The sequence below is a fragment of the Serratia plymuthica NBRC 102599 genome (genome assembly GCF_001590925.1).
GTDB classification, from domain to species: Bacteria; Pseudomonadota; Gammaproteobacteria; order Enterobacterales; family Enterobacteriaceae; genus Serratia; species Serratia plymuthica.
Genome location: NZ_BCTU01000007.1, coordinates 247,496 through 273,821 on the forward strand (window position 1 = coordinate 247,496; position 26,326 = coordinate 273,821).

A 26,326-nucleotide genomic window follows, 5' to 3' on the forward strand; every position below is an offset into this window, starting at 1 on the left:
TATGGCTCAGAGTTAAGGGAGTGAAGTTTGCAGCTTGCTAAGGTATTAACCTAGCGTGACATTCTGATGACAGCCCCGCTAATGTCATGAATCATAGTGCTAATTAAACATGGCAAATAGAAATTAACAATTAACATCGGCGAATTGAATGGAAAAAGCAGATGGAAAATTAAATTTCCCAAGGGTCGGATTAGGCTAACAACAGCCCTAACATTTAAGCTTAGGGTAAATTCTCATAAGAAAGATAAAAAAATAAACAAACGCGCGAAAATTCGGAAAAATATAGCCGAAGTCGCATAGACAAAACTAATTTACGGGGATTTAATACCCGCCGTCATTAAGGTGCATTAAGAAAATGCTGATAGAAACCTGCATTAATTGAGAAAGGTGTTCTATAGTTTTTAGTGCTAACGATCGTTAGTATTTTCCGTAGGATGGAGTTTATGTCAAAGCGACTATTTGCTGAATTTTTTGGCACATTTTGGTTGGTGTTTGGTGGTTGTGGCAGTGCGGTATTAGCTGCAGCATTTCCACAACTGGGTATTGGTTTTGCCGGTGTGGCACTCGCTTTTGGTCTTACCGTAGTCACAATGGCCTATGCCGTTGGGCATATTTCTGGCGGGCACTTTAACCCGGCCGTTACCGTGGGATTATTTGCCGGCGGCCGTTTCCCGGCCAAAGACGTCATCCCCTATGTGATCGCTCAGGTCATCGGCGGTATCGCTGCAGCGGCCGTGCTGTATTTGGTTGCCAGCGGCAAAGCGGGCTTTGATCCAACCGGCGGCGGCTTTGCTTCCAACGGCTACGGCGAACATTCACCGGGCGGCTATTCTCTGCAATCCGCCATCGTTATTGAATTGGTCCTGACCGCATTCTTCCTGATTGTTATTCACGGCGTGACAGATAAGCGTGCGCCGGCAGGGTTTGCCCCTTTGGCTATCGGTCTGGCATTAACGCTGATTCACTTAATCAGTATTCCGGTAACCAATACCTCCGTTAACCCGGCGCGCAGTACCGGCGTGGCAATATTCCAGGGCACCTGGGCATTGCAACAACTTTGGGTATTCTGGCTGGTGCCGTTAATCGGCGGTGTCATCGGTGGCCTGATTTATCGCTGCCTGCTGGAAGACAAGAAGTAATTAAGCGGTATTTGATTGCGTTTAACAGGGCAGCCCTTATCGGCTGCCCTGCTGTTTTTTAAGCTTTCGCCGCTTCAAACATCATAATGTCGCTGGTGAAGGATCCGTCCGGTTGAATGGCGAAGTGCTGAAGCACGTCTTCAGAAACGCCCTGCTGCAACGCGCGAATGGCGGTAACGAAATGCTCCGGCGTACGCATGCGCGCCACCCAACTGCCGAACTCCAGATACAACCGATCCGAAGTGACCTCCCGCACCACCAGCCCAGCCTCAGTCAGCAGGCTAAGCCATTCACCCGGCGAATAATTTCGCACATGCGAAGTGTCGCGCAGCACTTCAACGGTTTGCAGATAAATATCCAACAGCGGGTGCCCCGGCGACACCACATCCATAAAGATCGCCATGCCGCCCGGTTTCAGCACGCGTTTAACTTCACGCAGCGCCTGGCCCACGTCATGCCAGTGGTGCGCCGAGTAACGGCTGATCACCAGATCAAAGCCGGCATCGTCAAACGGCAGCGATTCCGCCACGCCCTGCTGTACCTGAATATTGCTCAACCCTTTATCCACTGCCGCCTGGCTAACCACTTCAAGCATCTGTGCGGACAAATCATAGGCCACGACCTGAGCCACTTTCGCCGCCGCGGTAAAGCTGGCGTGCCCGGCCCCACAGCCCAGATCGAGCAGCCTGGCATCGGCATGGGGTTCCAGCAATGTTGCCAGGCGTTGCAAATCTTTGCCCTGCGCGTGCACCGCGCTGGTCAGGTAGGCGCTGGCCTGCTCGCCGAACTGACGATCGACCGCATTTTTATGGCTGTTGCTGATGCTCATGTTTGCTCCTGTTATTGTCGGGCTTGCGCCCGTGCCGGATGGCTTTCTATTAAGGTGTTTCCGTCATTGCACCTGAGCGCCGCTGGCGGTCACAAACAATTACGGGATACAACCCACTATAATCAGGCTGATATACGGGTACAATATAAGCAGTTATCCTAGTATGAGCAGGTACCCCCCTATGCAATCCGAAGCCTTATCCGGCCCCAAAGCCCTCGGCGCCTTTCTGCGCGCCCACCGCGAGCGCATCACGCCAGACATGTTGGGGCTGCCCAGCGCACCGCGCCGCCGCACCAGCGGCCTGCGGCGTGAGGAGTTGGCGCAAATCAGCGGCATCAGCGCCACCTGGTATACCTGGATAGAGCAGGGGCGCGAGGTGTCCATCTCTCCGCATACGCTGGCGCGCATTGCCAAAGCGTTACGACTGGGGCATGCCGAACGTCACTACCTGTTTACCCTGGCACGGGTGGCCGATCCCGAGCAGGAACAGCATCAGGACATCGCCAACAGCGCCGTTTTGCAAAGCGTTTACCAGGTGGCAGTCCCCTGTTATCTGCTGGATCTCACCTGGAATATCCTTGCCTGGAATCCGCAAGCGGAAACCCTGTTCAGCGGCTGGCTGGGCCAGGCCAAGACGCCCAATCTGCTGCACTTTATGTTTTTCCACCCGCTGGCGAAGACCCTGGTCTGCGACTGGGACGATCGCGCTCGGCGCGTGGTGGCCGAGTTTCGCGCGGAAACCAGCCATCACCAGAATACCGAAGCGATGCGCGCCTTCGTGCGCAACATGACGCACAACAGCGAAGCCTTTAATCACTGGTGGAAGCAACATGACGTGATGGCGCGCGAGGGCGGCGAACGGGGGTTCACTCATCCGCAGCAGGGGGCGCTGCACTATCGGCAACTGACCTTTCATCCGGCGGAAAACAGCGCGCTGAAGCTGGTCATGCTAATCCCTTTGGCGTAACTGGTAACAAATTCATAAACAGGTTTACTCACCATTTATTTATTGGTTAACACAAACGCGCTAGGGTGATAGCTACCGATGATAATCATCATCAAGCTTTGTTATTTATCTCCTGAGGTAACCCTATGCAATCTGAAGAACAACGCCTTATCGATGGTTTGTTTGGCCGCTTGAAAGAAGCCGAGACCAAGACGGGCCAGAGGGATCTCCAGGCAGAGCAGCTCATCAACCAGCACATCCGTGAACAACCTTCTGCGCCTTATTATATGGCGCAGGCGATGATCATTCAGGAAGCGGCGCTGAAGCAACTGGACCAGCGGGTAAAAGATCTGGAGAACCAGATCGCTCAGCAGCAGCAAAATAGCGCCAGCCAACAGAGCAGCGGCGGCTTCCTGGCCGGGTTGTTCGGCGGTGGCAGCCGCAATACGCCAAGCCCGCGCGATCAGTACCAGGCGCAACAGCAGAATAATGCAGCCTGGAATAATCAGCCGCAGGCGGGTTATGCCCCGCAGCAGCAGCCACAACAAGCGCCACAGCAGGCGGCTGCGCCTTCTCGGGCCGGCGGGTTCCTCGGCGGCGCATTGCAAACTGCGGCAGGTGTGGCGGGTGGCGTGGTGTTGGCCGACATGCTGACCGGCATGTTCCGCCATTCGCAGCCGCAAGAGATTGTGAACATTATCGACGAAACACCGGTACAGCCGGTGGACGACAGCGCAATGAGGGAGTTTGACGCGTCCAACAACCTCGACACCTTTAACAACGGCGACAGCCGCTTCCTGAATCAGGACAACGGTTTCCAGAACGCAGGTTATCAAACCGACGACAGCGCCGATTTCGCGGATGACGACTACAGCGACGACGATTCATTTATCTGATTCTGCCCCCCTCTCCGCCCGGAGAGGGGGTTTATGTTTTCTCCCCCGCGCAGTTGGTCTACAGTTAAACCTGCCCAATCACAGCAGGTTACGAGAATCCATGCCGAAGATGTCCCCTACCAATCCCTATATCAGCACCCGCTTGGTGATGCGCCCACCGGTGGCCGACGATCTGGCCAGGTTTTACGCCATTTTCGGCGATCCTGAAACCCAGCGCTTCAACCCTGCCGGGCCCGTTGTCAGCGAAGAGCAGGCTAAGCAGGTGCTTACTGAACGCATAGATACATGGCGGCAACGCGGTTATGGCTCTTGGGCGATTGCGCTACGTGAACGGCCGGAGTGGATCATCGGCTTCGGCGGGCTATCGTGGCATCCGCTCGGCGCGCAACGCACGGTGAATCTGGGTTACCGCTTCGATACGCAGGTCTGGGGAATGGGATTGGCCACGGAAATGGCGCTGGCTGCGCTCGAATATGGCTTCGAACTCCTGGGGTTGGATGAGATTTCCGCCACCGTTCGTGCAAACCATCAGGCCTCACGTCACGTGTTGGAAAAAGCGGGACTGCGCTTGGTGGATACGCTAAACGACGTGCCTGGCGCCGAGCCAAGCCTGATTTATACCCTGATGCGCAGCGACTATCAGGGCGGTTAAACGGAGGTGTCGTCGTTGATTTCCGCCAGCACCCGACGATAGGATTTCACTTTCTTGCGCTTCTTCAACCAGATGGCGGTGGAAACGATAAAGATCACCCCGGACATGGCCATCACACCAATCGGGTGGCCGTAAAACACCATCAGAGCAAAATAAATGGCTGAAACTATCGCTACCCATTTCGCCGAATTCCCCACAGCGTTCTTTTCGTGGGTTAAACGGCGGAGATGCTCTTCTTCACTGATTCCCATACGCACTCCTTTTTTGGCTGAACGTTCCATTATATGGAGCCAGCATGCTGATATTTCAAGCAATTAAAGGGTAAAGAAGCGTAAAGCTCATCGGGAGCCGGAATGCAGATAGCGCCCCGACGAAGCACACGGCAAGAACTGAGCCCCCGAATATGAAAAAAGGAGCTTCGGCTCTTTTTTCTTGGAGAAACGTAATGGAGAGCGAGGACGACAGCTTCCGCAGAACGTTTTCAATCAGAGGCTTCGAGAGATTAAAACTGCGGTGAGTTATCGACTTGCACCATCACTGCATTGATTTTTGGCACAACGCCAACGGTCACAGTTTCTGCGGGATCATTTCCGCGCCAACACTCACCCTCGATTAAACAGGTGTTTTGCTTAATGTAGCCAAGAGAAGTTAGGTAAGCGCCAACCTTGCTGGTCTCAGTTGTACCGTAAAACGTTACCGAATATACCAGTGATCCTGGTCCCGCCACGTTATAAAAATCGAACTCATACCGATCAGATATTCTCGGAATTCTCTTCAGAATGTCAGGCGTATAATAGTCATACTCCTTTTTATCCTGCTCGGTATAGTGCGCGCTACCAGCCAGTTCCATTTGTATCGTTGACCAGAAGTAGGCAAACATGGCCGTGATAATAACAACGACGGCAAGGGCGATTTTAAATGGCTTTCTCATACAATCAGATCTCTCTTCTTCCCGTTTTGTATGAAAGAGCCGTCCACTGTCGCAATAGCAACGTTTCCGGACTTCCAATCGTTGTAGGGTTGAAGGGTCTTCATAAAGTTAGGCAGTTGGCCTAAGCGGGGTCTGGCGTTGGGAAATCGCTCCGGGTCCGGAAACAACAGTGGCTGGAAGGTTTCATTTTTCCAGGAGCCAATTTTTCCGTAGTAATCCCAGCGCTTGAGTGCTTCTTCTTTGCTAACCGGTCTCAGCCTAGAAAACGGATTCTGAATTGACATCACGCGGTAAAAACCCAATAGGTCGGATACCAGGTCCTCGCCACTGAATCCACTGTCAGTCACCATGTTGTTAGGAAATGTGGCTTGAAACGTTTCAAAGCGCCTGGCTAACGTCATCATCATTGCCAGAGCAATGCTTTTACGTTCGTGATACGGGCGGCCCTTACGGATGCGCCACGTGATGAACTTGCCCACTCGAAGGATCTGTTTTGGGGAAACCATAGACTGGGCATAAGTGACATCGTAGCGTTCAGCCTTCATGGCCTCACCGCGATCGATTTTGTTCATCAGTATCCTGACGTCATCCCCTCTCGCATGGCCGAGATCAACCCAACCCAGCACTTCCGTATAGATCAATCCACCTCTGGCCGTTGCCGCTTGTGAACCGTCGATAATTTCATTCCGTTTACTCATCCTTAAGCTCCCTTCCTTTTAAAGAACATGTAATCACATGATTACATCATTACAGGTATCCGCGGGAATTAGCCCAAATGTTGTGATTCCCGCTTGCTTTTCCTTACCGTGTGTCAGCCCCCCTGGGTAAGGGCACCAAAAATAATTCAGCCGAGGTACCTTCCTAACTCAGGAAAATCTCCTTAATGGAATGGCGTTTTTTCACGATGTACATTATCACTAACCTCGTGAATCTCTTGATACCTATATTGTGATCCAGTTCTTATTTTTAAGACTATATTTTTTAATGAGTTATCAATCATAAATTAATAATCAGCAGCGTTACTCATCACACTAAAAAGAAGGAGCCAATGACACATCTATTTAATGAACTTATATCGTGATACCACTCATTACCAAATTATATAATAGAGATGCAAGCGCCCGCAGACTGATGCGGTCTTTAAGGGGCCGGCGGTGCTGGCGGCGTATCCGGCAATGCCACGACCGAAATTCGTACCTCATAATGCTTGGCGCTGCCAGCCGGGATCACCGAGGTCAGCTTATTGATGGTTTCGGTCGGGTTGTCGCTGGCAGAGGTGGCGCAGAACAACTCCCCACCGTGACAGAAACCAGGTTTGGGCATATGCCCCTCCGGGAAAGGCGGCAAGCGGAAGTCTTGTCCTGCCGGCGGCGCATTTTTATCTGTCGGAGCCGGAGCGGAAAGCGCACTGACGCTGAACAGCGTCGCGGCGGCCAGGAAAGGCAGTGCCAGTACTTTGCGTGCATTTTTCATGATATTGACCTCATTTGCCGGGATTAGGTTTAACCTACCCCGCCCCCGGCAGATGAGAAAGCCGCTTTTCACGACCTTTTCACACCGATGATCTTTGCTTACATCCTGACGCCAACGTGATCAAAGCTTAAGGATCTTGTAAAGATCATGGGAAATTTATTTGATCATTCCTTATTGCAAACACTAGAAAAAGGGTTCGTCAGTTAAACCGGATTTATAAAGCACCTACCACTCATATGCACAGGCTGAGACCGCTTGTTATTAACGGATAAATCTAGCCTAACGGGTTATTACTACTGTGATTTTTTCTTCTGCCGGAAGTTTTCATCGTCAATACAATAATGATAAGAATCGATGATCAACCCCGTCAGTCGCAAAATATTCTCTGGCCTATCAATGATGATATGTCCCCCAGCAGCGAGTTCTAAACCGGCGCGGATGATTTCAGCATGCCTCTCTTCATTGATCTCCAAAGGGAGTAAAATGGTAGGCCTTTGTTTATTATCAAAATAACGTAGAATCCATCGCGTAGTCTTGCCCTGGAACAAGATACTGTAATAACTCTCAGTGTCTTTTGCTGTCAGATCTGCGCTCTCTCCGAGAATCATCGCCACATTGTCGAATAAAGCTCTTTCAGCATGGGTAGTAACAATCTTGCTGTTTTCTGGATCAATAATCGGCGCCAGTGGGTCAGTGTTGTTCTTTTCCTCACCTTTCGGGCCGCTTTCAGAGAGGGCTGCACTTTCAGAAGTTACAGACAGACCGGAAACAACCATTGCACTCACCGCCTTCTCAACCGCCAAACGAACTAAAGGCGTTATAGTTTCAAGAAAACGCTGGTTAAGTTGACGCTGAACATTAGATCGATTTGCCACATACCTGACAAAATCCATGTCCACATCCCTTAAGCTTGCACTGATTGTTTTTGTGAATGATGTTAAGTAAATGCTCTCCTCAGCCAACGTTCTGAGAGCCTCAGGCTGGAATTGATCATGCCTAAACCTATAAAGCTGTTCAATATCAGAATCATTCAAATCATTAAAATCTATCTTCAGAAATGGCGCGTCATCCATGATATTTTTATCTTTAAGATCGGTGAAAAAACGCCACTCTTTTCCGTTGGTGATCGCAGACACGGTGACTTCTGGGGTAGCATTAAAGTAACGTGAAAGCTGTGGGCTATGGTTTGTTAGGTTTTGATTGAAGGATTTAGCTTCAATAAACATAACAGGCACCGCATGACAGAAAAGAGAGTAATCAACCCGCTCACCCACCTTTACTCCTGGGAAATCAGCACCATACTCTGCCTTCACTTTCGTTGGGTCATAAGGATGAAAACCAAGAATTTCTAATAGTGGCAAAATCAGTGCCTGCTTTGTCGTTTCTTCCGTATTGCAATGTTGGCCGACCGTAGCCACATGATTCACATGTGCTTTGAGTTTATCTCTGAATGCATTCATCAACCATCCCTCTTGCTGTGTGAAAAGTCCGTCATTTCTTAAAATGACATCTGCAGAAAAATTTACTACTTTCACATGAACCGCCTAATAGGCTGCCCACTCATTTTTATTTCTGAAATAAAATCACATTAATCTTTAAACATTAAATATATAGCAGAAGGGCCAGACTTTGAGCAAAGCCATTTTGGAAAAATTGATGCACGAACAGAAATAATCGGCTATGTATTTTAACCAAATAAATCTATAGCAAATTAATAATTCCAAAGACAATTAAATGCCGTTTTTTTACGCGTTTTTGTCAAATTTCATCGGTATCAGGAAGGAGATAAGCTAAAGGGGAAGGGATAACAGACAGATTTATTTAATAAAATATTTCAATAACTCAACATCACAAAGTTTATTTCCTGCGTGGAGCGCAGCTTACAGCTGCGCTCCATCAGATCTTATTTACCGCGAGTCAGCGTGCTGTAACTGGTCATCAGGTTACGGTAGTCCGGGATATGATTGGAGAACAGCGCGCCCAGCCCTTCCACATCGTTGCGCCAGTCGCGGTGCAGCTCGCAGGCCACGCCGAACCAGGTCATCAGTTGCGCGCCTTCGGCTTCCATTCGGCTCCAGGCCGACTGACGCGTCAGCTCGTTGAAGGTGCCGGAGGCGTCGGTGACCACAAACACCTCAAAGCCTTCGCTGAGGGCGGACAGCGCCGGGAACGCCACGCATACCTCGGTGACCACGCCGGCGATAATCAACTGTTTACGACCGGTGGCTTTTACCGCTTTTACGAAGTCGTCGTTATCCCAGGCGTTAATCTGCCCCGGGCGAGGAATGAAAGGTGCGTCAGGGAATTGTGCCTTCAGTTCCGGCACCAGCGGGCCGTTCGGTCCCTCTTCGAAACTGGTAGTCAGGATGGTTGGCAGGTTGAAATACTTCGCTAAATCACCCAGCGCCAGTACGTTGTTTTTAAAACGATCGGGATCGATATCACGTACCAGCGAAAGCAGCCCTGCCTGATGATCCACCAGCAATACGGCGGCCTGATCCTTGTCGAGGCGTTTGTAATTTGCAGCCATGGTTTACTCCTGTTGGGTTTTTGATTATTGCGGATATAGCGCCCCGGCCACAACGCCGGGAGCGCAGAGGTTTAAGTGTAGTGTCTGACCCGGAGAACTTGCTCCGGGCCAGCAGGGATGGTTTAACTCGCCCCGTACTCAGCCGCCATAGTGCCGAACTTGCCGCCGTTAAAATCGCTGAAAGCCTGCTGGATTTCAGCATCGCTGTTCATCACGAACGGGCCGTAGCCGACGATAGGCTCATCGATCGGTTCGCCGCTCAGTACCAGCAAGGCGACATCGTTGTTGGCTTCGATAGTGATCGAATCGCCCGCACGGTCAAACCTGACCATTTGGGTTTCGCGCACCACTTCCTCGCCGTTAACATGAATGGCACCGTGCAGCATCACCAACGCCAGGGTATGGCCTTCTTCCACGGTCAACGTGGTGGTGTGGCCGGCGTTCAGCTTCATGTCCCACACATTGAGCGGGCTGAAGGTGCGTGCCGGGCCGGCGTGGCCGCCAAAGTTACCGGCAATCACCCGCACCTGCCCTGCGCCGTCCGCCAGCGGAACCACCGGAATATCCGCATTCAGCAGCGTCTGGTAACCCGGCTCGGCCATTTTGTCCTTGGCCGGCAGGTTGACCCACAGTTGCACCATTTCCATGGTGCCGCCGTTGCGCGAGAAATCCCGTGAATGGAACTCTTCGTGCAAAATACCCGAGGCGGCGGTCATCCATTGCACGTCGCCGGGGCCAATCACCCCGCCGCTGCCGGTGGAATCGCGGTGCTCCACTTCCCCCTGATACACGATGGTCACCGTTTCAAACCCGCGATGCGGGTGCTGACCAACGCCGCGGGTGCCGGAGGCGGAACGGAATTTGGTTGGTGCGGCATGATCCAACAGCAGGAACGGGCTCATTTCCGCCCCCAAATCGTTGTAGGAGAACAGCGAATTCACCAGGAAACCGTTGCCGACCCAATGGGCTTCAGGGCTGTCGTAAATACCGAGGATCTTTTTCATCTTGAACTCCCGTTTCAGGTCTCGCGACCTTAGGTTGATGCCAGAAGTCTAATTGAACGCCATTTGCCGCAGTAGTAGGCAAGATGTACACTCAGCGTTCTACACATAGAACGATAAGGACGGGTGATGTTCACCGATTTGAACGATCTGTTTTATTTCGCCAGCGTGGTCGATCATCAGGGATTTGCACCGGCCGGCCGGGCATTGGGCATTCCGAAGTCCAAGCTCAGCCGCCGCGTGGCGCTGCTGGAAGAGCGCCTGGGCGTACGCCTGATCCAGCGTTCAACCCGGCGTTTCTCCGTCACCGAAGTCGGTCAGAACTACTACGTTCACTGCAAGGCGATGCTGGTGGAGGCCGACGCCGCGCAGCAGGCCATTGAGCAAACCCGCGCGGAGCCCTGCGGAACGGTGCGCATGTCTTGCCCGGTGGCGCTCCTGCATACCCGCGTCGGCAGTATGGTGGCGGCCTTTATGGCCGATTACCCCAAAGTGACGGTCCATCTGGAAGCCACCAATCGCCGGGTGGATGTCGTGGGCGAAGGCCTGGATCTGGCGATCCGCGTGCGGCCGCCGCCGCTGGAAGACAGCGATCTGGTGTTGAAGATCCTGGCTCAACGCATCTGGTACATCGCCGCCAGCCCCGCGCTGGTTCGGACCCTTGGCCCGGTGCAACGGCCTGACGAATTGGATAAATACCCGACGCTCGATCTTGGGCCGGCGCGGGCACAGCACCAATGGCAACTGACCGGGCCGGCCGGTGAGAAAGTGGAATGGGAGCACAGGCCGCGGCTGGTTACCGACGATATGCTGATGCTGCGTACCGCGGCGATTGCCGGCGTCGGCATTGTGCAGTTGCCGTCGATGATGATGCGCGACAACATGCTGCGCGGCGAGCTGGTGCCATTGCTGCCCGGTTGGCAACCGCAGGGCGGCGTTGTGCATGCGGTCTATCCGTCACGCCGTGGGCTGCTGCCGGCGGTGCGGTTGCTGCTCGACTATTTGTCCCGGCAGTTCGCGATCCTCGAGGAAGAGTGATCAGGCGGTAATTTCGATGGCGTTACCGTCGGGATCGCGGATGATCGCCTCATAAAAACCATCGCCGGTCCAGCGCGGTGGCGCCTGCAGGATACCCTCCTGCCGGGCGCGCTGCGCCAACATATCGACCTGGCCCTCGTCACCGACCGACAGCGCGATATGCGCCCAGCCCACGCGCTCGTTGGCCTGTTCCGCCGGCAGCAGATCCGGCAGGCGCATAATTTCCAACTGCGGACCGCCAGCCAGGCTGACAAAGCGGGAAACAAAACCCGGGCGGTTGCGGCTAACGTATTCCTCGCCGGCAACGCCGTTGAAATAGCGCTGCCAGAACGCCATCTGGGCATCGATATTGCGGGTCCACAGTGCAACATGGGCTATTTTCATCTCAGTCTCCGTTAGGTGAATCGCCATACAACACCTTGCCGCCTCCCTGGATCACCTGCTGTTCGAGTTGCGGATGCCCGCCGCTCAGGGTAACCAGATAATCGACTCGCCCGGCGGGCAGAAAGGTGTAAGGGGCGAAGGTGTTGAGTTTGTCGCGGGTGCACAGCACCGCGACGTTGCCCGAGCGCGTCAGCAGGCGCTGTTTGAACTGGGCATCCTGGTAATTGAGCGCCGAAAAGCCACTGACCGGGTCGTAGGCACAGATGCCGATAAAGGCCATATCAAAATGAAAACCGTCAATTTCCTGCGCAGCTTTCGTATCCACGCAGCCGCCCACCTCGGCATCCAGTTCGCCACCGATTAAAATCGTGCGGATCCCCGGCCGCTCCAACATTTTACTGGCGATGGAAAGCGCGTTAGTGACGACGGTCAGCCGCTGGTCGCGCGGCAGCAGGTCGGCCAGATACAGATGAGTGCTGCCGGCATCAAGGAAAATGATCTGCCCCTGCGTCACCAACTCCCGCGCGGCCAGCGCCAGCGCCTGCTTCTCGTCGCCGCTTAAATGCAGCCGTTCACTCATCGGCCCGGATGCCGGCGTGGGCGCCAGCGCGCCGCCATAAATGCGCTTGCACAGGTTTTGCGCCGCCAGTTGGCGCAGATCGCGCCGAATGGTAGCTTCGGTGGTATTCAGGCGTTCCGCCATTTCAGCCGCCAACACCCGTCCCTGGCGCTGCAAGGTGGCGAGGATCGCGTCATGACGTTCATTGGGTAACAGTTTGGACATTTTCAGGCTCAAGGTGCATAACCGATCACAAATGTACACAAACGAACAAAATCGTACAACAATCAGGAGAAAGAAAAATGCCGGGGAGGGATTTTCGTCGGCAAGATGTTGGCTATACTGAGGCAAGCATCGTTACCGCAGAACGTAACGGCTTGGGCGCTAAGGGAAAAAGATGCTGTTGAAAATCGCGAAGTGGCTATTTCAATTACCGGTCAGGCTGTTCGGATCCATCTTCAGGAATCGCCTGACGATATTTATCTTCTTTATGCTGATTGCCGCTGGGGTATTCAGCGCCAAACGTTATCTGCGCGCACATCAACATGACGATGAATTTGTGACGACCACCCCCATCGATTACAACCGGGCAAGCCTGCGTGAAATGCCGCTGCGCGAAGCGCGTGAACAGTGCGGCGGGCCGTTGCACGACAATGCCGGGCAAGCCTGGCCAGCCTCGGCAGGCTATCTGCATCAGCCGGAACGCCGGGCCGATACCGGCCTGCATCGTCTGACGCTGGACAATCAAGGCAATGATTTTGCGGTGTTGGTCAGGCTGGAAACGCCCGCAGCGCCGCAACAGCTGGCGGAGGTGTTTATTCCCGCCGCCGGCAACTTCGATGTCAAAATCGATTCAACAGCGGAACACGTGATGAAAATCAAGAACATCAAGAGCGGCTGCAACTTCCGCTCCAAAGCGTTCACCCTGGGCAAAGACAGCGATTGGCGGATGCCGCTGAAGATGGGCTCGAACAGCGGCATCGAGTTCCAATCCATCAGCGATCGCGAGTTCTGATACGGCACCAGATGAAGGCTCCGATGCCGTCAGGCTTACTTGTTCACCGGGTGATCGCGCCGGAACAATTCCCAGCTCTCGATTTCCTGGCCGCTCGGCAAAGTGCAAGTGGAATACTGGCCGTCGGCGTTGTGCCTGGCGTTCAGCTTGCCGCCGATCTCGGTGCAATAAACGTCTGCCGGGTTTGCCATCCCGACCGCTTTCACCTGCGGCGGTGGCGGCGCCTCCGGCGTTTTTACCGCACAACCTTGTAGCAGCGTCACCCCTGCCAACAGGGAGGCCATTAGAGTTTTTTTCATTTTTGCTCTTATCGCCCCCATGAATTTCACGTTGCAGCTTGAAATACGACGGGGAAATAAAAACGGCGGGTGGCCGCAGCCCCCGCCGTTCAGGCTATCAGGAAATAAAGGACGCGCCCTGCTTGAGCACCAGATCGCAGGCTTTTTGCTTCACTTTCTCGGTGATTTGCGAAACGCCCAGGTTGTTCAGATCCAGGCTTTTGCCTTCGCCGGTTTTCAACAGACCGCCCAGCCCTTGCTGGTAGTCCTGGCTCTTGGCGTTTTCCGTGCTGCTGATGCCTAACTTACTCAGCAATTGGTCTTTCACCGCTTCGGTGCCATTGGCCGACAACACATTGTTTTTCACGCAATATTGCAGGATGCCGGCAGCGTTGGTCATGCTGCCGGAACTCAGCGCTTTATCGCCGCCATTCAGCAGGCCGGTCAGGGAAGACAGCGAGGTGCCGCCAGTGCTGCCCCCTGACTTGGTCAGTTCACCGGCGGCGCTGCTGATGGAATCCATCAGTCCGGCAGCCTGCGCTGCCCCGCAGGTCATAGCCGTGGTCAAGGTCAGCGCCAACAGTAAACGATGTTTGGTATTCATGGGGGTAAAGCTCCTGTTATTTCCCGAAAACGGCGCGCTCTACGCAATGCGCCGGGTCACCTCTTCCGACGCCACCGTTGCCGACAAGTTCCTTTTATCTGTTGCAGCAGCCGTTTTTCAGAATTCAGGTAATTTTTTGGGGGGGGGAGCAGCGGACCCAACGGCCCGCTGGAAATCAGAACTGCCAGCGCAGCCAGGCGAAGAACACGTTGCCGTTGTTATAAGTGCCGGGAATGTAGGTCGCCTGGAAGGTCAGCTGTTTATAGCCGATCGACGCCAGCGGCAACGGCGCCGGGATAGGAATGTAGTTCCAGTTATCCCGCGCGGTAATGCTGGCGGTAAAGCCCAATCCCAGGCGGAAATCCTTGTCATCCAGCGGCCGCCAGATTTTCTCGTAAGCGTAACCGCCGATCGGTTCCCACTTGTTGAACGAATCCTTGAACGCCATCAGATAGATGCCGTGCCAGTCACCGTCGCTATCGTAGCGCGAGATGCCATAACCGGCGCCCCAGGGCCGCTCATTGTACTTGTCGATGTGCTCGTCATCGTAAGTCCAGCGGTTATGCCAGGTGATGGCCGGCAGATAGATGTCTTTATTCGGCGAATTATTCCAGGTTTCCGATACGTTATCGGTGAAACGTTGCCACAGCCCCGGTTTTTCAGCCTGTACGGAATTGCTATTTCCTGCACCAACCTCTGCGTAAGAAGGTAGTGCAGGAAACATCAACGCCATCGAGCAAGCCATAATTGTCCGTTTAAAAAACATCATAAAGCTCCTGTAAAATTAAGGCCGGGGATTCTTACCGATCGCATTAGCAAGATCAAGCTGTATCTTATTTATCCAAGATTTTTTTCCCACTTCATTGCAACTCGGTTAAGTTTAACCGTCGGCAAGGAATATCATTCCGTGAGTCCTGTTACGGGCGCTCAGCCTACTGCTCCCCCAATACCCCGTCTGTCGGAAAACTCCGCAATAATGGCGGTCTCCCCCGCGTTGGCCGATCTTCGTCTTTAAGCAAAGTGTAGCGAAATCGTTACTGTCGCCCGGAATAGGAATGTGATGGCCACCCCGTTTGCAACCGCGGCTGAAAGCCCGCTGGGCGGGCTATCCCCAGCAAACAGACGGCTCGCCAGAATATAGCCCCCCTGTAAAGGAGCCATTACATCAAAGCACTATTGAAGATACTCTTTCATCGCCTGCGGATAACAACCTGCAATTTAATGAGCTCCCCACCGGAGATACTTAAAAAGAGTTATTTATTGCGGCAAACAAAACGAGAAAAGCAAAAAAGTCGCGGTAATAAAAAAAAGGGATTACCCCTGCCGGCAAAAGTACCGAGAGATTGCCGAACGCCCCATTATCTGCGCGCCCTATCCCGATTTTACTGTTCAATCAGATTCAATGAAAAATGCCACCGCCCAATAACCTTATTTTTAATATTGATTACTGGCAACGTAAACCCCCGAATACAATCCCGCCGTTCACCCCACCGCAACCCTAACTTGAACAAGTGGGGTGTTTAAATAATGGTTAAAGCCAGCGAGAAAAAACCGTTTGTACCAGAGCGGACTATTTACTCATTCGCCACACAACATCGCCGGCAATGTATTTTGCTGATTTCTGCCTGATAAAAGAAAAGAGATAAAATCCGGAGAAACACATGAAGATCACTATTGGAGCCTTTATTCTGCAACAGCTCAGTACCCTGAGCATCGATCGTATTTATGGCGTGCCCGGCGATTATAACCTGGCGCTGCTGGAACTGATTGAACAGCAAGGCGAACTTGAATTTATCGGTAATTGTAACGAACTGAACGCCTCTTATGCCGCCGATGGCTATGCGCGCCTTAAAGGTGCCGGAGCGCTAATCACTACCTACGGCGTTGGCGACCTGGCCGCGCTGTCCGGCATTGCCGGCGCCTATGCCGAATCCGCACCGGTGATCTGCCTGTCCGGCACCCCGCCGCTGCATGCGATGAAAAATCATGAACTGCTGCACCACACGCTGGCGGACGGTAACTTTGATAACGTCATGAACTGCTTTAAACAGTTCACCGTCGCCCAAGCGTTAATCACACCGGAAAATGCGGCGGTGGAAATTCCGCGCGTTATTTCCCGCGCCTGGACGGAAAAGAAACCGGTTTATTTACAGTTGCCTTCCGATATTTGCGATGTAGAAATTGAAATAGCCCAGACGAGCACTCCACCACAATTACCGCAAAGCGACCAATATAATGTCCAACTGGCGGCGATGGCATTGCTGGCACGCATCAAACAGGCGAAAAAACCGATTATTCTGGTCGACCAAATGGTGGATCGCTTTCAGCTTCAGCAATTAGTGATCGAGGTTGCCCATAAATTTGCGATCCCACTCACCAACATGCCGACGGCAAAATGCATTATCCCGGAAACCACCGCGGGCTGGATGGGTGGCTACAGCGGCGACCTGTCGCGCCCCGAGTTGTACGAGCACATGGCGAACACCGACTGCGTGCTGACCTTCGGCGTACGCCTGGTCGATTCCACCACCGGTTATTTCTCGCATCAAATCCCTGCCGGCGCGCAGATTGATATTCAGCCTTTCTCGCTGAAACTGGGCAATACCTCCTACCCGGCGGTAGCGGCGGCGGACCTGCTGCAAGCGCTGCTGGCGCTGGATAAAGGCATGGCGGCCCCGCCGCTGGCACCGCTTCCCGAACAAAAATACCGGCTGGCGACGCCGGGCGAAGCGGCTCTCGATCAGGCCTATTTCTGGCAGCGGATGCAGCGCTTTATTCAGGCGGATGACGTGCTGGTGGTGGAGAACGGCACCTCAGGGGCGGCGATTGGCGGCATGCGCATGCCGGACCGCGTGAAAGTGGTTAATCAGCCGATCTGGGGGTCGATTGGTTATACTCTGCCGGCGCTGCTCGGCACCCTGATGGCCGCGCCACATCGTCGGCATCTGCTGTTTATTGGCGATGGCTCCTTCCAGCTCACCGCCCAGGAGGTCTCCACCCTGCTGCGCTATGAGCAAAAGCCCATCATTTTCCTGATTAATAACGACGGCTACACCATAGAGCGCTACATTCTCGGGGAGAATTCGTCTTACAACGACATTGGCCCCTGGGATTACGCCAAACTGCCGGCGGTGCTCAACACCCAGGCTACGCCGTTCAGCGTGGCGGTCGAAACCACTCAACAACTGGAGCTGGCGCTGGAACAGGCTTCACGCCAGGATCGGCTGGCCTTTATCGAAGTCAAGGTACCGATGATGGATACCCCGCCGGTGATGAAAGAGTTCTGCAACCGCTGCAATAACTTCAACTTCGGCCTGACCAACCCGCGCCGCGCCTAACCGCGCCGTTATCCGCCGCTTCTCAGGAAGCGGCCGTTTTCCCCAGCGCCTGTACGATCCGTTGTTGCAGCCTTTGCAGCAGCGGATGATGCCGTTTGGCCCCCAGGCGCAGCGCATTCACCACTTCGGGCAGCGGCATGCTGCGTTCAAACCCGGCATCGACCTGCACCCGGCGATCGAGACATTGCTGGCTGAGCAGGCCAATCCCCATGCCCGCAGAAATGGCCACCAGCATGCCGGCTATCGAGGGGCACTCAACGCAGACCCGGTAATCGATGCCCGCCGCGCTCAGGCGCTCCTCCGCCAGGCCGCGGTAAAAACAGTCCGGCCCGTAGCTCACCAGCTTCACCCTCTCGCCCGGCTGGTAATGCCACCCAGGCGGGACGCACCAATGAATGCGTTCGCTTTCCAGCGCCACATCCTCGGTGCTCAGGGCATCGCGGAACTGCTGATGCAGCACCAGGTCGAGATCCCCTTTCGCGAGAGCAGCACGCAATACCTGGCTTTGTTCAATCACCAACTGCACGTCAACCTGCGGATGCTGATGGGTAAATGCCGTCAGCAAAGCGGCCAATTGGGCCAACGGCATCTGTTCCGTGGCGCCAAAACGCACCACGCCCTGCAATGACGAGGGCGAAAAGTGGGCCAGCGCCCGATCGTGAGCCTGCAGGATGCGCCGTCCGTGCAGCAGCAGCGCCTCGCCGTCGGCGGTGGCGGTCAACATGCCGCCCTGACGATCGATCAGAATGCGCCCCAGCTGTTCCTCCAGCCGTTTGATTTTCCAGCTCACCGCCGACTGACTGAGATTGAGCTGTTGCGCGGCGCGCGTCATGCTGCCGGTATCAATGACGCTTTGCAGCGCCCGTAATGCATCGATGGATAAACGCGGGGTCATCAGCACGCCATGACAAAAATGGGATTTACCAACCATAACTTGTCATTGGCGTCATGAAAAGAGAATGAGTAGGTTGGGTACAGCCAACCCCATGGAGAGATCATGATGAACGACTTCCCTACCCTGCTCGATCGGCACATTATCGTCGGTGGCCATCGCATTGCCGCCGGCGTACACGGTGCAGGCGCTCCGCTGGTGTTGGTGCACGGTACGCCCGCCCACTCGATAATCTGGCGTAATCTGCTGCCCAGGTTGACGTCTGCGGGCTTTCAGGTCCACCTCTACGATTTACTGGGTTTTGGCGCGTCAGAGCGCCCGCTGTCAGCAGACACATCGATTGCCGCACAGGCGGAGTTGCTGATTGGCCTGCTGGATCACTGGCAACTGGATACCGCCCACGTCTTCGGTCACGATATTGGCGGTGCGCTGTCATTACGTGCGGCGTTTAACCATGCGGAGCGCTTTCGCTCGCTGACCATCGCAGATATTTGCAGCTACGATTCCTGGCCTTCACCCACCTGGCGCGGTATTCGCGATAACTATCGTCAGTACGCCGTGATGGACGAGCGGCAGCATGAGCAAATCCTGGTGCGGCAACTGAAAATGGCGGTGTTCGACAAATCGCTGATGGAAGGCGAATTATTGCAGCGCTATCTGTCGCCGATCGTCGGCGTGGTCGGCCAACCGGCGTTCTATCAGCAGCAAATCGCCCATTACAACGCCCGTTATACTGAGGATTTCGCACAGCGCCTGCCCGAACTGCGCCTGCCGGTGCAGATCCTGTGGGGCGAAAACGATGAATGGCAACCGGTCAGTTACGCTTACCCTTTGCAGGCCGACATTCCCGATGCCAGGCTACAGGTGATCCCCCGCGCGGGGCATTTTCTCATGGAAGACGCGCCGGAGACGGTGGCGCAACTGTTGGCGGCATTTATACATTCACTTTAAACGGGCAATATGCCCAGGAGAAAACCTGATGGAATTGATTGGCATGCTGGATTCACCCTATGTGCGCCGGGTGGCTATTTGCCTGAAATTATTGGGCGTCGAATTTGAACACCGCGCAGTGTCGGTATTTCGCGATTTTGAACGGTTCAAAACCCTCAATCCGGTGGTGAAAGCCCCGACGCTGGTGCTGGCCGACGATCAAATCCTGATGGATTCGTCGCTAATTCTGGAGTACGCCGCCGGGCTGGTTCCCGCCGGCCAGGCCTTGTTGCCGGCGCACGGACCCGCACGGCTGCGCGCTTTGCAACTGACCGGGCTGGCGCTGGCCGCCTGCGAAAAAACGGTGCAAATCGTTTATGAACAGCAGCAGCGCCCGCAGGAGAAACAGCATCAGCCGTGGCTGGATCGCGTTCAGGGCCAATTGCTGGCGGCTTACGCCGAACTGGAAAAACTGCTGGCGCAAACCGCCGCCATACCGCAGGTTATGGGCAGCGCGGAGGTCAGCATGGCGGTGGCCTGGAGCTTTACTCAACTGATGCTGCCCGAACGGATCACCGCGCAGGCGCACCCGGTGCTGGCGGCGTTTTCCGCCCAGGCCGAGCGACACCCCGCGTTTATCAGCACCCCGCAGGTTTAACCCGCCGATGCGCGCGCCAGGCAACGCTGGCGCCGCTCATCCACCCGCTTGGCAAACCAGGCGGTGGTGAGTTTACGGGTAATTTTCGGGCTTTCCAGTTGGATGCCCGGCAGCATTTCGCGCGGCAGTTTCTTGCCGGCCGTTTTTTCCGCCAGCGCATAGACCCGCCCATAAAGACGGGTGTCGGCAAACTCGAACAGATCCCCTTTCTCCAGCGCCCCGCGGATCGCCGAATCGCTCATATCCAACCGCTTGCCGAGCGTGCGCACCGCCAACTCGGTGGAGCCGGGCTTATCGGTGCCGTAGTTAATCAAGTCACCGTCCAGCGCCAGCGGAATGCCGCTCGCCCGGCTGACCGCACTCTGGAACGCCGCATTGCGGCTGGCGTACCAGCCGGCATTGAAATCGGCAAAGCGGTAGATCGGCTGGCTGTAGTCGGCCGGGTAGCCCAACAGGTGCGCGATACCAAAGTACATACCCCCACGGCGACTGAACACTTCACGGCGGATCGAACCGTCGATCGGGTACGGATACCCTTTGGCGTGCGCCTCGGCAAAGGCGATGCTCACCTGCATCGGCCCGGCGGTATGCACCGGGTTCAGGCTGCCGAACAGCTTTTGCCCCATCGGCACCGTATCGATCATGTCATCAAAGATGTCGCTCAGATCCTTCTCGGTGCGCACCTTATCCAGCCGTTCGCTGTAACTTTTGCCGTTCGGCGATTTGATCAGCAGGGCGGTATGCACCAGGAAGTTCGGGATATGCAACTGGTCGGCACGGCGGTCGATCTCTTTCCAGGCGATGCTGGGCAACCCCGCGACTGGCGGATTGGCCTGGAAGGTCGACTCTTGCTCGGTCACCGCCAGTACCGAACACAGGTTTTCAGTGTTCGGTTCTATGCCCTGTGCGGCAAAGGCGGCGGTGATGTCGGTGGCCCAACCCTGGCGATCGGCCGCGTTGGCCGGCATCAGCCGCACCAGTTGCGCCTTGACGTCGGCGGGGCGATGCTCCGGCGCTGTCGTGGTTTTCGTAGTACAACCGGCCAGCACCAGCAGCGCGGCCAGGCTCAACGGACGTAAGGTCATCGAGTTGATATAACGGCGAATTGACATCTTTTCCCTGATCGTTTGGCATAATCTGCACTGACGTTAGCCCAGCCGGAGAACACGATCCAGTTAAAAATAGGCGGATCAGATCGCCTGGGCTAAGCTCTGACGGCGAAATAAACATCAAGGGATAATCCAATGATTGAACTCAGGGACATGAGCCCGCAAGAATTTGAGCGCTATCGCACCCACGGCATCGAAGAATACGCTAAGGATCTGGCGCGCGTGCTGCTGTTGAACCGGGAGCAGGCGCTGGTTGAAGCTACCGCCTCCTTCAACGACTCACTGCCCAACGGGGCGGCAACGTCGGGCCATCGGCTGGTTTGCGCTCGGCTGGCAGGCTCGGCAGAAAATATCGCCATCGTTTGGTACGCCATCAAACAACGAACTTACGGCAAGCAGCTGTTTATTTATGATTTTGAAGTAGTAACCACCTGGCGCGGCAAAGGTTACGGCGAGCAAATTCTGAACGCGGTGCTGGACGCCGGCCGGGCCGACGGCGCGGAATATGCCGAGCTGGCGGTCTTCAACGACAACCCGACTGCGGCGCGGCTGTACGCCCGGCTGGGCTTCAAGGCGGTCAACACCCGCATGCATCGCAGGCTGTAAACCGCGCCTTTCCTCCTTGCAGGCATTTTCAAAGGGCCAATAAACATGTATTTTACATGCAACATATAAAAATCATTTTGTTCGCCCGCCACGCGCCGGCAACGCCCTGCCTCAGGAGAGACGCATGAACGATCTGCTTTGTTATAAAACGCTGCCGCAATGGAACAGCGCAACGCTGCCGGCCGCCTTCCAGCAAAAACACAACACCCAGACCGGCACCTGGGCCAGGCTTACCCTGCTGAGCGGCACCCTGACTTTCGCGCTGATGACGCAAGAAGGTGAAACCACCGAAACCTGGCAGTTCAACCCCGAGAGCCAACCGCCGTTTATCGAGCCGCAGCAATGGCACCGCATCGTTTCCTTCTCGGATGACATGATCTGCCAGTTGGCTTTCTACTGTTCGCCGGAAGATTACTACGCTAAAAAGTATGAGCTGACGCGCACCCATTCGGAAGTGATCGAAGCCGCGCGGCAAATCGCCCCCGGCAAAACGCTGGATCTGGGCTGCGGCGGCGGACGCAATTCGCTTTACCTCAACCTGAAAGGCTTTGACGTCACCGCCTGGGACAAACACTCGCCGTCGATTGACAAGCTCAACGGCATCATCGACAGCGAAGCCCTGTCACACATCCGCGCCGGCACGCTGGACCTCAACACCCACTCTTTCAGCGGCGAATACGACTTTATTCTCTCCACCGTGGTGTTCATGTTCCTGAACCGGGAGCGGATCCCCTCGCTGGTGCAGGAAATGCAAAATGGCACCCTCAGCGGCGGCCATAACCTGATCGTCGCGGCGATGGATACCCCGGATTATCCGTGCAACCTGCCCTTTCCGTTCACCTTTAAGCCAGGCGAGTTGAAAGACCATTACCGGGGCTGGGAAATTCTCAAGTACAACGAAGACGTTGGCCAACTGCACCGAACCGACACCGCCGGCAACCGCATCTCCCTGCGTTTCGCCACGCTGCTGGCACGAAAGCCCTAATCCTGAGCAAAAGATTGGCGTCAGCGCCGCGGATGTCGACTGACGCCATTTTCGGCAAACAACATGAAGTTTATTACGTTGCCAACCCACCTCTGCGGCGTTAGGATCGCGCACGGCTACGGGCGTAGCCAGTTTTTTTGCCTGTCAGTTCCGCGCATGGAGAGGTTATTGTGTTAGAAAGTTTTGGCGTCCTGAATCTTTGGACCTATCTGGCCGGGGTGATTTTCATCATCATCCTGCCGGGCCCGAATACGCTGTACGTACTGAAAACCGGGGTTTCACGCGGCGTACGCGCCGGCTATACCGCTGCGCTGGGCGTGTTTATCGGCGATGCGATCCTGATCTTCTGCGCCTATATCGGCGTGGCCTCGTTGATCCGCACTACGCCGTTCCTGTTTACCCTGGTGCGTTTTCTCGGTGCGATTTACCTGCTGTTCCTGGGCGCAAAAATCCTCTACGCCACCTTTATCCAGAAAAAAGCGGCGCAGCAACAGCAGGTTGAAGGCGGCCACAGCATCCTGCGCAAATCGCTGACACTGAGCCTGACCAACCCGAAGGCGATTTTGTTTTACGTGTCGTTCTTCGTGCAGTTTATCGATTTCAACTATGCCCACACCGGCCTGTCGTTCACTATCCTGGCCGTGATCCTCGAGTCGGTCAGTTTTATCTACATGACTACGCTGATCTTCTCCGGCGCGATGCTGGCGCACTTCTTTAACCATAAGAAAGGGCTGGCAAAACTGGGCAACGGCCTGATTGGCCTGCTGTTCCTCGGCTTCGCCACCCGCCTGGCGACGCTCAGTTCGTAATCTGGTTTAGCAACGGCTGAGCGCCTCAGCCGTTGCCCCCTCACAGACTGTCACGCAGCACAAACCGAATGTCAGGCAGACAAAAGGCGATCCCGGCCGCCTGTTGTAGGCTTTGAAGGTTAACGATAACGACCTTTTTTGTCTGACAGGAGGGCGTATGCCTGACAATACCCAAGCAGTGATGGACAGCGTTTCGCGTTTTCTCGATCGTCAACACGGGCTGTATATCGACGGTCAATGGTGCGAGTCCAGCGCCGATGACCGGTTGGCGGTGTATAACCCCGCCGACGGGCAACAAATCTCCTCCACCGCCGATGCCAACGCGCAGGACGTAGCCCGTGCGGTGCAATCGGCCCATAAAGCCTTCACAACCGGAGCTTGGGCACAGCGCTTGCCGGCCGAACGCGAGCGTATTTTGCTGCGTTATGCCGATCTGGTTGAACAACACGCCGAAGAGCTGGCCCAGTTGGAAACGCTGGAACAGGGCAAATCGATCAATATCGCCCGCGCCTTTGAAGTGGGCTGCACGCTGAACTGGATGCGCTATACCGCCGGGCTGGCCACCAAGATTGTCGGCCAGACCCTGGATGTGTCGATCCCGATGCCGCCGGGCGCGAAATATCAGGTTTATACCCGTAAAGAGCCGATTGGCGTGGTAGCCGGCATCGTGCCCTGGAACTTCCCGCTGATGATCGGCATGTGGAAGGTGATGCCAGCGCTGGCGGCGGGCTGTTCGATCGTGATCAAGCCGTCTGAAACCACCCCGCTGACGCTGCTGCGCATGGCCGAGCTGGCCACCGAGGCCGGCGTCCCGCCGGGCGTATTCAACGTGGTGACTGGCCGTGGCACCGGTTGCGGCAAGGCGCTGACCGAACACCCGCTGATCGCCAAAGTGAGCTTTACCGGCTCTACCCCGGTCGGTAAAAGCATCGCACGCAGCGCGGCGGATCGTCTGACGCGCGTCACGCTGGAGCTGGGCGGTAAAAACCCGGCCATCGTGCTGAAAGACGCGGACCCGCAGCAGGTGATCGAAGGTCTGATGATGGGCAGTTTCCTCAACCAGGGCCAGGTGTGCGCCGCCAGTTCGCGGATTTACATCGAAGCGCCGATTTACGACAGGCTGGTGGCCGGGTTCGAACAGGCGGTGAAATCGCTGTCGGTCGGGCCGGGCATGGACGCCACGGCACAGATAAACCCGCTGGTCTCACGCGATCACCGCAATAAAGTGGCGGCCTATCTGGATGATGCCAGATCCAAGCACGCAGAGTTGATCAGCGGCGCTGCCGGGCCGGATGCGCAAGGATTTTACATCCCGCCGACGCTGGTGATTAATCCGGACGACAAGCTGAACCTGACGCGTGAAGAAGTGTTTGGCCCGGTGGTCAATTTGATCCGGGTAGCGGACGCCGAAGAGGCGCTGAGCAAGGCCAACGACACCGACTACGGCCTGACCGCCAGCCTGTGGACCACCAGCCTGCAACAGGTGATGGCTTTAACGCCGCGCATTCAGGCCGGCACGGTGTGGGTCAATACGCATACGTTGATCGACGCCAACATGCCGTTCGGCGGCTTCAAACAGTCCGGCAGCGGCCGCGATTTCGGCCCCGACTGGCTGGACGCCTATACCGAAACCAAATCGGTGTGCATTCGCTATTGAGAATCGGCTAAATCATCAGGGCGCCGCCTGCGGCGCTACTGATACTGCTTGCGGTACTCGCTCGGCGAGACGCCAAAGCGGGCTTTGAAGGCGGTAGAAAAGTGGCTGTGATCGGTAAAGCCCCAGTCATAGCCGACCGTGGCCAGTTTTTGCCGCCCCGGCGCGCTGCGCAAGGCTTGCGCGCACAGGTCCAGGCGGCGGTTCTTGATGTATTGGGCCACCACCAACCCCTGACGGGCGAACATCCGGTACAGGCTGCGTACCGAAACGCCAAGCTCCCCGGCAATCCACTCGGGCCGCAACTGCTCCGACTGAATATGCGTATCAATAAACGCCAGCGAACGGGCGAAGAGCTGCGGCTGCGCTTCGGAAACCGCATCACGGCCGATAAGCGCCGGGCGCAGCAACGTCGCCACCGCGTTCAGGATCGCCTCGCTCTCTGCGGCGCTCATCTGCGGGTTCTGCATGCTGCCCAATACCAACTGCCGGCTGAGCCGTACCACGCTGTTTTCCGCCTCAATCCGCCGTGCACACGGCAAGTCGGCAACGCCCAGAGGCTGTTCGATATAGCTGCGCGGCATCAGTAAGGAAATTTGGCGGGAGTCTTGTTGAAAGGTAAAGCTGCTGGGCCGTGCAGCGTCTATTAACGTGATGTCACCGGTGGACAACACGGCCTGCCGGTCGCCTTGCTCCATCAATGCGCTGCCACGCAGTTGAAAAACGGTAAAAAAGTGCGAGCCGTCGCTGCGGGCAATCTCCTGCGGCGTGCGATACAGCCGGGTTTGGGCGGCATCCACTACGCTCAGGCGCAGCGCGTGCGCGCGAAACTCCTGTATCGCGCCGCTAAACCCCGGCCCCAGCGTCTTGGCGCAGAACCGGCCGCAGGCGGAATTGATTTTCCCCAACCACGCCTCAAATCCGGCGTCTCTGACCTGTGCGGAAATTGCCATGATTTTCCCCTTCAAACACCTGCGATGAAACCGCGAGCGTTGCTGAACAGAAAATAAACATAACAATCCGATAACACACAATCAACGCCGGGACGGCGATCTGGCGCAGGGATCACA

29 protein-coding genes are annotated in these 26,326 nt (G+C 55.5%); 13 read left to right on the plus strand and 16 right to left on the minus strand.

From position 1 onward, the window contains the following. Positions 1 to 443: 443 nt before the first annotated feature. Positions 444 to 1,139, plus strand: coding sequence for an aquaporin Z (gene aqpZ / locus SPL01S_RS05875; RefSeq protein WP_013811685.1), 696 nt, complete (start codon positions 444 to 446; stop codon positions 1,137 to 1,139). Between the two features lie 58 nt (positions 1,140 to 1,197). Here the strand turns inward: aqpZ and SPL01S_RS05880 are convergent, their stop codons facing one another. Further along, positions 1,198 to 1,968, minus strand: a complete 771-nt coding sequence (locus tag SPL01S_RS05880; protein ID WP_063198143.1) for a class I SAM-dependent methyltransferase — start codon at positions 1,966 to 1,968, stop codon at positions 1,198 to 1,200. Positions 1,969 to 2,149: 181 nt separating this feature from the next. On the opposite strand from SPL01S_RS05880, the gene SPL01S_RS05885 reads away from it, so the two are divergent. The 3 genes from SPL01S_RS05885 (at position 2,150) to SPL01S_RS05895 (ending at position 4,462) form a co-directional block, all read left to right on the plus strand. Further along, the gene (locus SPL01S_RS05885; RefSeq protein WP_063198145.1) at positions 2,150 to 2,935 is read left to right on the plus strand and encodes a helix-turn-helix transcriptional regulator; all 786 of its coding nucleotides are present in this window, start codon (positions 2,150 to 2,152) and stop codon (positions 2,933 to 2,935) included. A gap of 125 nt (positions 2,936 to 3,060) precedes the next feature. Then, the gene (locus SPL01S_RS05890; RefSeq protein WP_063198147.1) at positions 3,061 to 3,810 is read left to right on the plus strand and encodes a DUF2076 domain-containing protein; all 750 of its coding nucleotides are present in this window, start codon (positions 3,061 to 3,063) and stop codon (positions 3,808 to 3,810) included. Positions 3,811 to 3,910: 100 nt separating this feature from the next. Continuing rightward, complete coding sequence (locus SPL01S_RS05895; RefSeq protein ID WP_063198149.1) at positions 3,911 to 4,462, plus strand: GNAT family N-acetyltransferase; 552 nt, start codon at positions 3,911 to 3,913, stop codon at positions 4,460 to 4,462. On the opposite strand, the gene SPL01S_RS05900 is transcribed toward SPL01S_RS05895, so the two are convergent. From SPL01S_RS05900 to SPL01S_RS05930, 7 genes are all read right to left on the minus strand, one after another. Next, positions 4,459 to 4,713, minus strand: coding sequence for a hypothetical protein (locus SPL01S_RS05900; RefSeq protein ID WP_063198151.1), 255 nt, complete (start codon positions 4,711 to 4,713; stop codon positions 4,459 to 4,461). The genes SPL01S_RS05895 and SPL01S_RS05900 overlap by 4 nt on opposite strands. A gap of 251 nt (positions 4,714 to 4,964) precedes the next feature. Next, a complete protein-coding gene (locus SPL01S_RS05905; RefSeq protein WP_063198154.1) occupies positions 4,965 to 5,393 on the minus strand; it encodes a hypothetical protein in 429 nt (142 codons plus the stop codon). Next, a complete protein-coding gene (locus SPL01S_RS05910; protein WP_063198156.1) occupies positions 5,390 to 6,091 on the minus strand; it encodes a hypothetical protein in 702 nt (233 codons plus the stop codon). The genes SPL01S_RS05905 and SPL01S_RS05910 overlap by 4 nt, the downstream gene beginning before the upstream one ends. Before the next feature lie 442 nt (positions 6,092 to 6,533). Further along, positions 6,534 to 6,866, minus strand: a complete 333-nt coding sequence (locus tag SPL01S_RS05915; protein WP_063198158.1) for a hypothetical protein — start codon at positions 6,864 to 6,866, stop codon at positions 6,534 to 6,536. A gap of 293 nt (positions 6,867 to 7,159) precedes the next feature. Next, on the minus strand, positions 7,160 to 8,326 hold the full coding sequence (locus tag SPL01S_RS05920) for a type I restriction endonuclease (RefSeq protein ID WP_063198160.1): 1,167 nt from the start codon (positions 8,324 to 8,326) through the stop codon (positions 7,160 to 7,162). 443 nt (positions 8,327 to 8,769) lie between these two features. Next, a complete protein-coding gene (gene ycaC / locus SPL01S_RS05925) occupies positions 8,770 to 9,396 on the minus strand; it encodes an isochorismate family cysteine hydrolase YcaC (RefSeq protein WP_004949145.1) in 627 nt (208 codons plus the stop codon). A 122-nt stretch (positions 9,397 to 9,518) separates the two neighbouring features. After that, positions 9,519 to 10,400 carry a pirin family protein gene (locus SPL01S_RS05930; RefSeq protein ID WP_062869799.1) on the minus strand — a complete coding sequence of 294 codons (882 nt, stop codon included), beginning with the start codon at positions 10,398 to 10,400 and terminating at the stop codon, positions 9,519 to 9,521. A gap of 126 nt (positions 10,401 to 10,526) precedes the next feature. On the opposite strand from SPL01S_RS05930, the gene SPL01S_RS05935 reads away from it, so the two are divergent. Next, positions 10,527 to 11,435, plus strand: a complete 909-nt coding sequence (locus SPL01S_RS05935; RefSeq protein ID WP_062869798.1) for a LysR family transcriptional regulator — start codon at positions 10,527 to 10,529, stop codon at positions 11,433 to 11,435. On the opposite strand, the gene SPL01S_RS05940 is transcribed toward SPL01S_RS05935, so the two are convergent. Both SPL01S_RS05940 and SPL01S_RS05945 read right to left on the minus strand, forming a co-directional pair. Further along, complete coding sequence (locus SPL01S_RS05940) at positions 11,436 to 11,819, minus strand: VOC family protein (RefSeq protein WP_063198163.1); 384 nt, start codon at positions 11,817 to 11,819, stop codon at positions 11,436 to 11,438. 1 nt (position 11,820) lies between these two features. Further along, a complete protein-coding gene (locus SPL01S_RS05945; protein WP_063198165.1) occupies positions 11,821 to 12,603 on the minus strand; it encodes a DeoR/GlpR family DNA-binding transcription regulator in 783 nt (260 codons plus the stop codon). A 172-nt stretch (positions 12,604 to 12,775) separates the two neighbouring features. On the opposite strand from SPL01S_RS05945, the gene SPL01S_RS05950 reads away from it, so the two are divergent. Continuing rightward, the gene (locus SPL01S_RS05950) at positions 12,776 to 13,393 is read left to right on the plus strand and encodes a hypothetical protein (protein WP_063198167.1); all 618 of its coding nucleotides are present in this window, start codon (positions 12,776 to 12,778) and stop codon (positions 13,391 to 13,393) included. Between the two features lie 35 nt (positions 13,394 to 13,428). On the opposite strand, the gene SPL01S_RS05955 is transcribed toward SPL01S_RS05950, so the two are convergent. The 3 genes from SPL01S_RS05955 to pagP all read right to left on the minus strand — a co-directional run bounded on the left by SPL01S_RS05955 (position 13,429) and on the right by pagP (position 15,044). Beyond that, positions 13,429 to 13,692: a putative hemolysin gene (locus SPL01S_RS05955; RefSeq protein WP_063198170.1), complete on the minus strand. Its 264-nt coding sequence runs from the start codon at positions 13,690 to 13,692 to the stop codon at positions 13,429 to 13,431. A 97-nt stretch (positions 13,693 to 13,789) separates the two neighbouring features. Continuing rightward, the gene (locus SPL01S_RS05960) at positions 13,790 to 14,275 is read right to left on the minus strand and encodes a YjjA family protein (protein WP_062869793.1); all 486 of its coding nucleotides are present in this window, start codon (positions 14,273 to 14,275) and stop codon (positions 13,790 to 13,792) included. 175 nt (positions 14,276 to 14,450) lie between these two features. Then, a complete protein-coding gene (gene pagP, locus SPL01S_RS05965; RefSeq protein WP_174523945.1) occupies positions 14,451 to 15,044 on the minus strand; it encodes a lipid IV(A) palmitoyltransferase PagP in 594 nt (197 codons plus the stop codon). Positions 15,045 to 15,936: 892 nt separating this feature from the next. Between pagP and SPL01S_RS05970 the strand changes: the two genes are divergently transcribed. Next, positions 15,937 to 17,613, plus strand: a complete 1,677-nt coding sequence (locus SPL01S_RS05970) for an alpha-keto acid decarboxylase family protein (protein WP_063198174.1) — start codon at positions 15,937 to 15,939, stop codon at positions 17,611 to 17,613. A 22-nt stretch (positions 17,614 to 17,635) separates the two neighbouring features. Here the strand turns inward: SPL01S_RS05970 and SPL01S_RS05975 are convergent, their stop codons facing one another. Then, the gene (locus SPL01S_RS05975; RefSeq protein WP_063198176.1) at positions 17,636 to 18,544 is read right to left on the minus strand and encodes a LysR family transcriptional regulator; all 909 of its coding nucleotides are present in this window, start codon (positions 18,542 to 18,544) and stop codon (positions 17,636 to 17,638) included. 66 nt (positions 18,545 to 18,610) lie between these two features. On the opposite strand from SPL01S_RS05975, the gene SPL01S_RS05980 reads away from it, so the two are divergent. Together SPL01S_RS05980 and SPL01S_RS05985 are read left to right on the plus strand one after the other, a co-directional pair. Beyond that, on the plus strand, positions 18,611 to 19,456 hold the full coding sequence (locus tag SPL01S_RS05980) for an alpha/beta fold hydrolase (protein WP_063198179.1): 846 nt from the start codon (positions 18,611 to 18,613) through the stop codon (positions 19,454 to 19,456). A gap of 28 nt (positions 19,457 to 19,484) precedes the next feature. Beyond that, positions 19,485 to 20,093 (plus strand): glutathione S-transferase, encoded by a 609-nt coding sequence (locus tag SPL01S_RS05985; RefSeq protein WP_063198182.1) that lies wholly within the window; start codon positions 19,485 to 19,487, stop codon positions 20,091 to 20,093. On the opposite strand, the gene SPL01S_RS05990 is transcribed toward SPL01S_RS05985, so the two are convergent. Next, positions 20,090 to 21,205, minus strand: coding sequence for a DUF1615 domain-containing protein (locus SPL01S_RS05990; RefSeq protein WP_062869787.1), 1,116 nt, complete (start codon positions 21,203 to 21,205; stop codon positions 20,090 to 20,092). The two genes, SPL01S_RS05985 and SPL01S_RS05990, sit on opposite strands and share 4 nt — an antisense overlap. 132 nt (positions 21,206 to 21,337) lie before the next feature. Between SPL01S_RS05990 and SPL01S_RS05995 the strand changes: the two genes are divergently transcribed. The 4 genes from SPL01S_RS05995 (at position 21,338) to SPL01S_RS06010 (ending at position 25,259) form a co-directional block, all read left to right on the plus strand. Continuing rightward, positions 21,338 to 21,808, plus strand: a complete 471-nt coding sequence (locus tag SPL01S_RS05995) for a GNAT family N-acetyltransferase (protein ID WP_063198184.1) — start codon at positions 21,338 to 21,340, stop codon at positions 21,806 to 21,808. A gap of 124 nt (positions 21,809 to 21,932) precedes the next feature. Continuing rightward, positions 21,933 to 22,793, plus strand: a complete 861-nt coding sequence (tehB, locus tag SPL01S_RS06000; protein WP_063198187.1) for an SAM-dependent methyltransferase TehB — start codon at positions 21,933 to 21,935, stop codon at positions 22,791 to 22,793. Positions 22,794 to 22,963: 170 nt separating this feature from the next. After that, positions 22,964 to 23,602, plus strand: a complete 639-nt coding sequence (gene leuE / locus SPL01S_RS06005; protein WP_063198189.1) for a leucine efflux protein LeuE — start codon at positions 22,964 to 22,966, stop codon at positions 23,600 to 23,602. 157 nt (positions 23,603 to 23,759) lie between these two features. Further along, on the plus strand, positions 23,760 to 25,259 hold the full coding sequence (locus tag SPL01S_RS06010; RefSeq protein WP_063198191.1) for an aldehyde dehydrogenase family protein: 1,500 nt from the start codon (positions 23,760 to 23,762) through the stop codon (positions 25,257 to 25,259). Between the two features lie 35 nt (positions 25,260 to 25,294). Here the strand turns inward: SPL01S_RS06010 and feaR are convergent, their stop codons facing one another. Continuing rightward, positions 25,295 to 26,209, minus strand: a complete 915-nt coding sequence (feaR, locus tag SPL01S_RS06015) for a transcriptional regulator FeaR (RefSeq protein WP_063198194.1) — start codon at positions 26,207 to 26,209, stop codon at positions 25,295 to 25,297. Positions 26,210 to 26,326 lie beyond the last annotated feature (117 nt).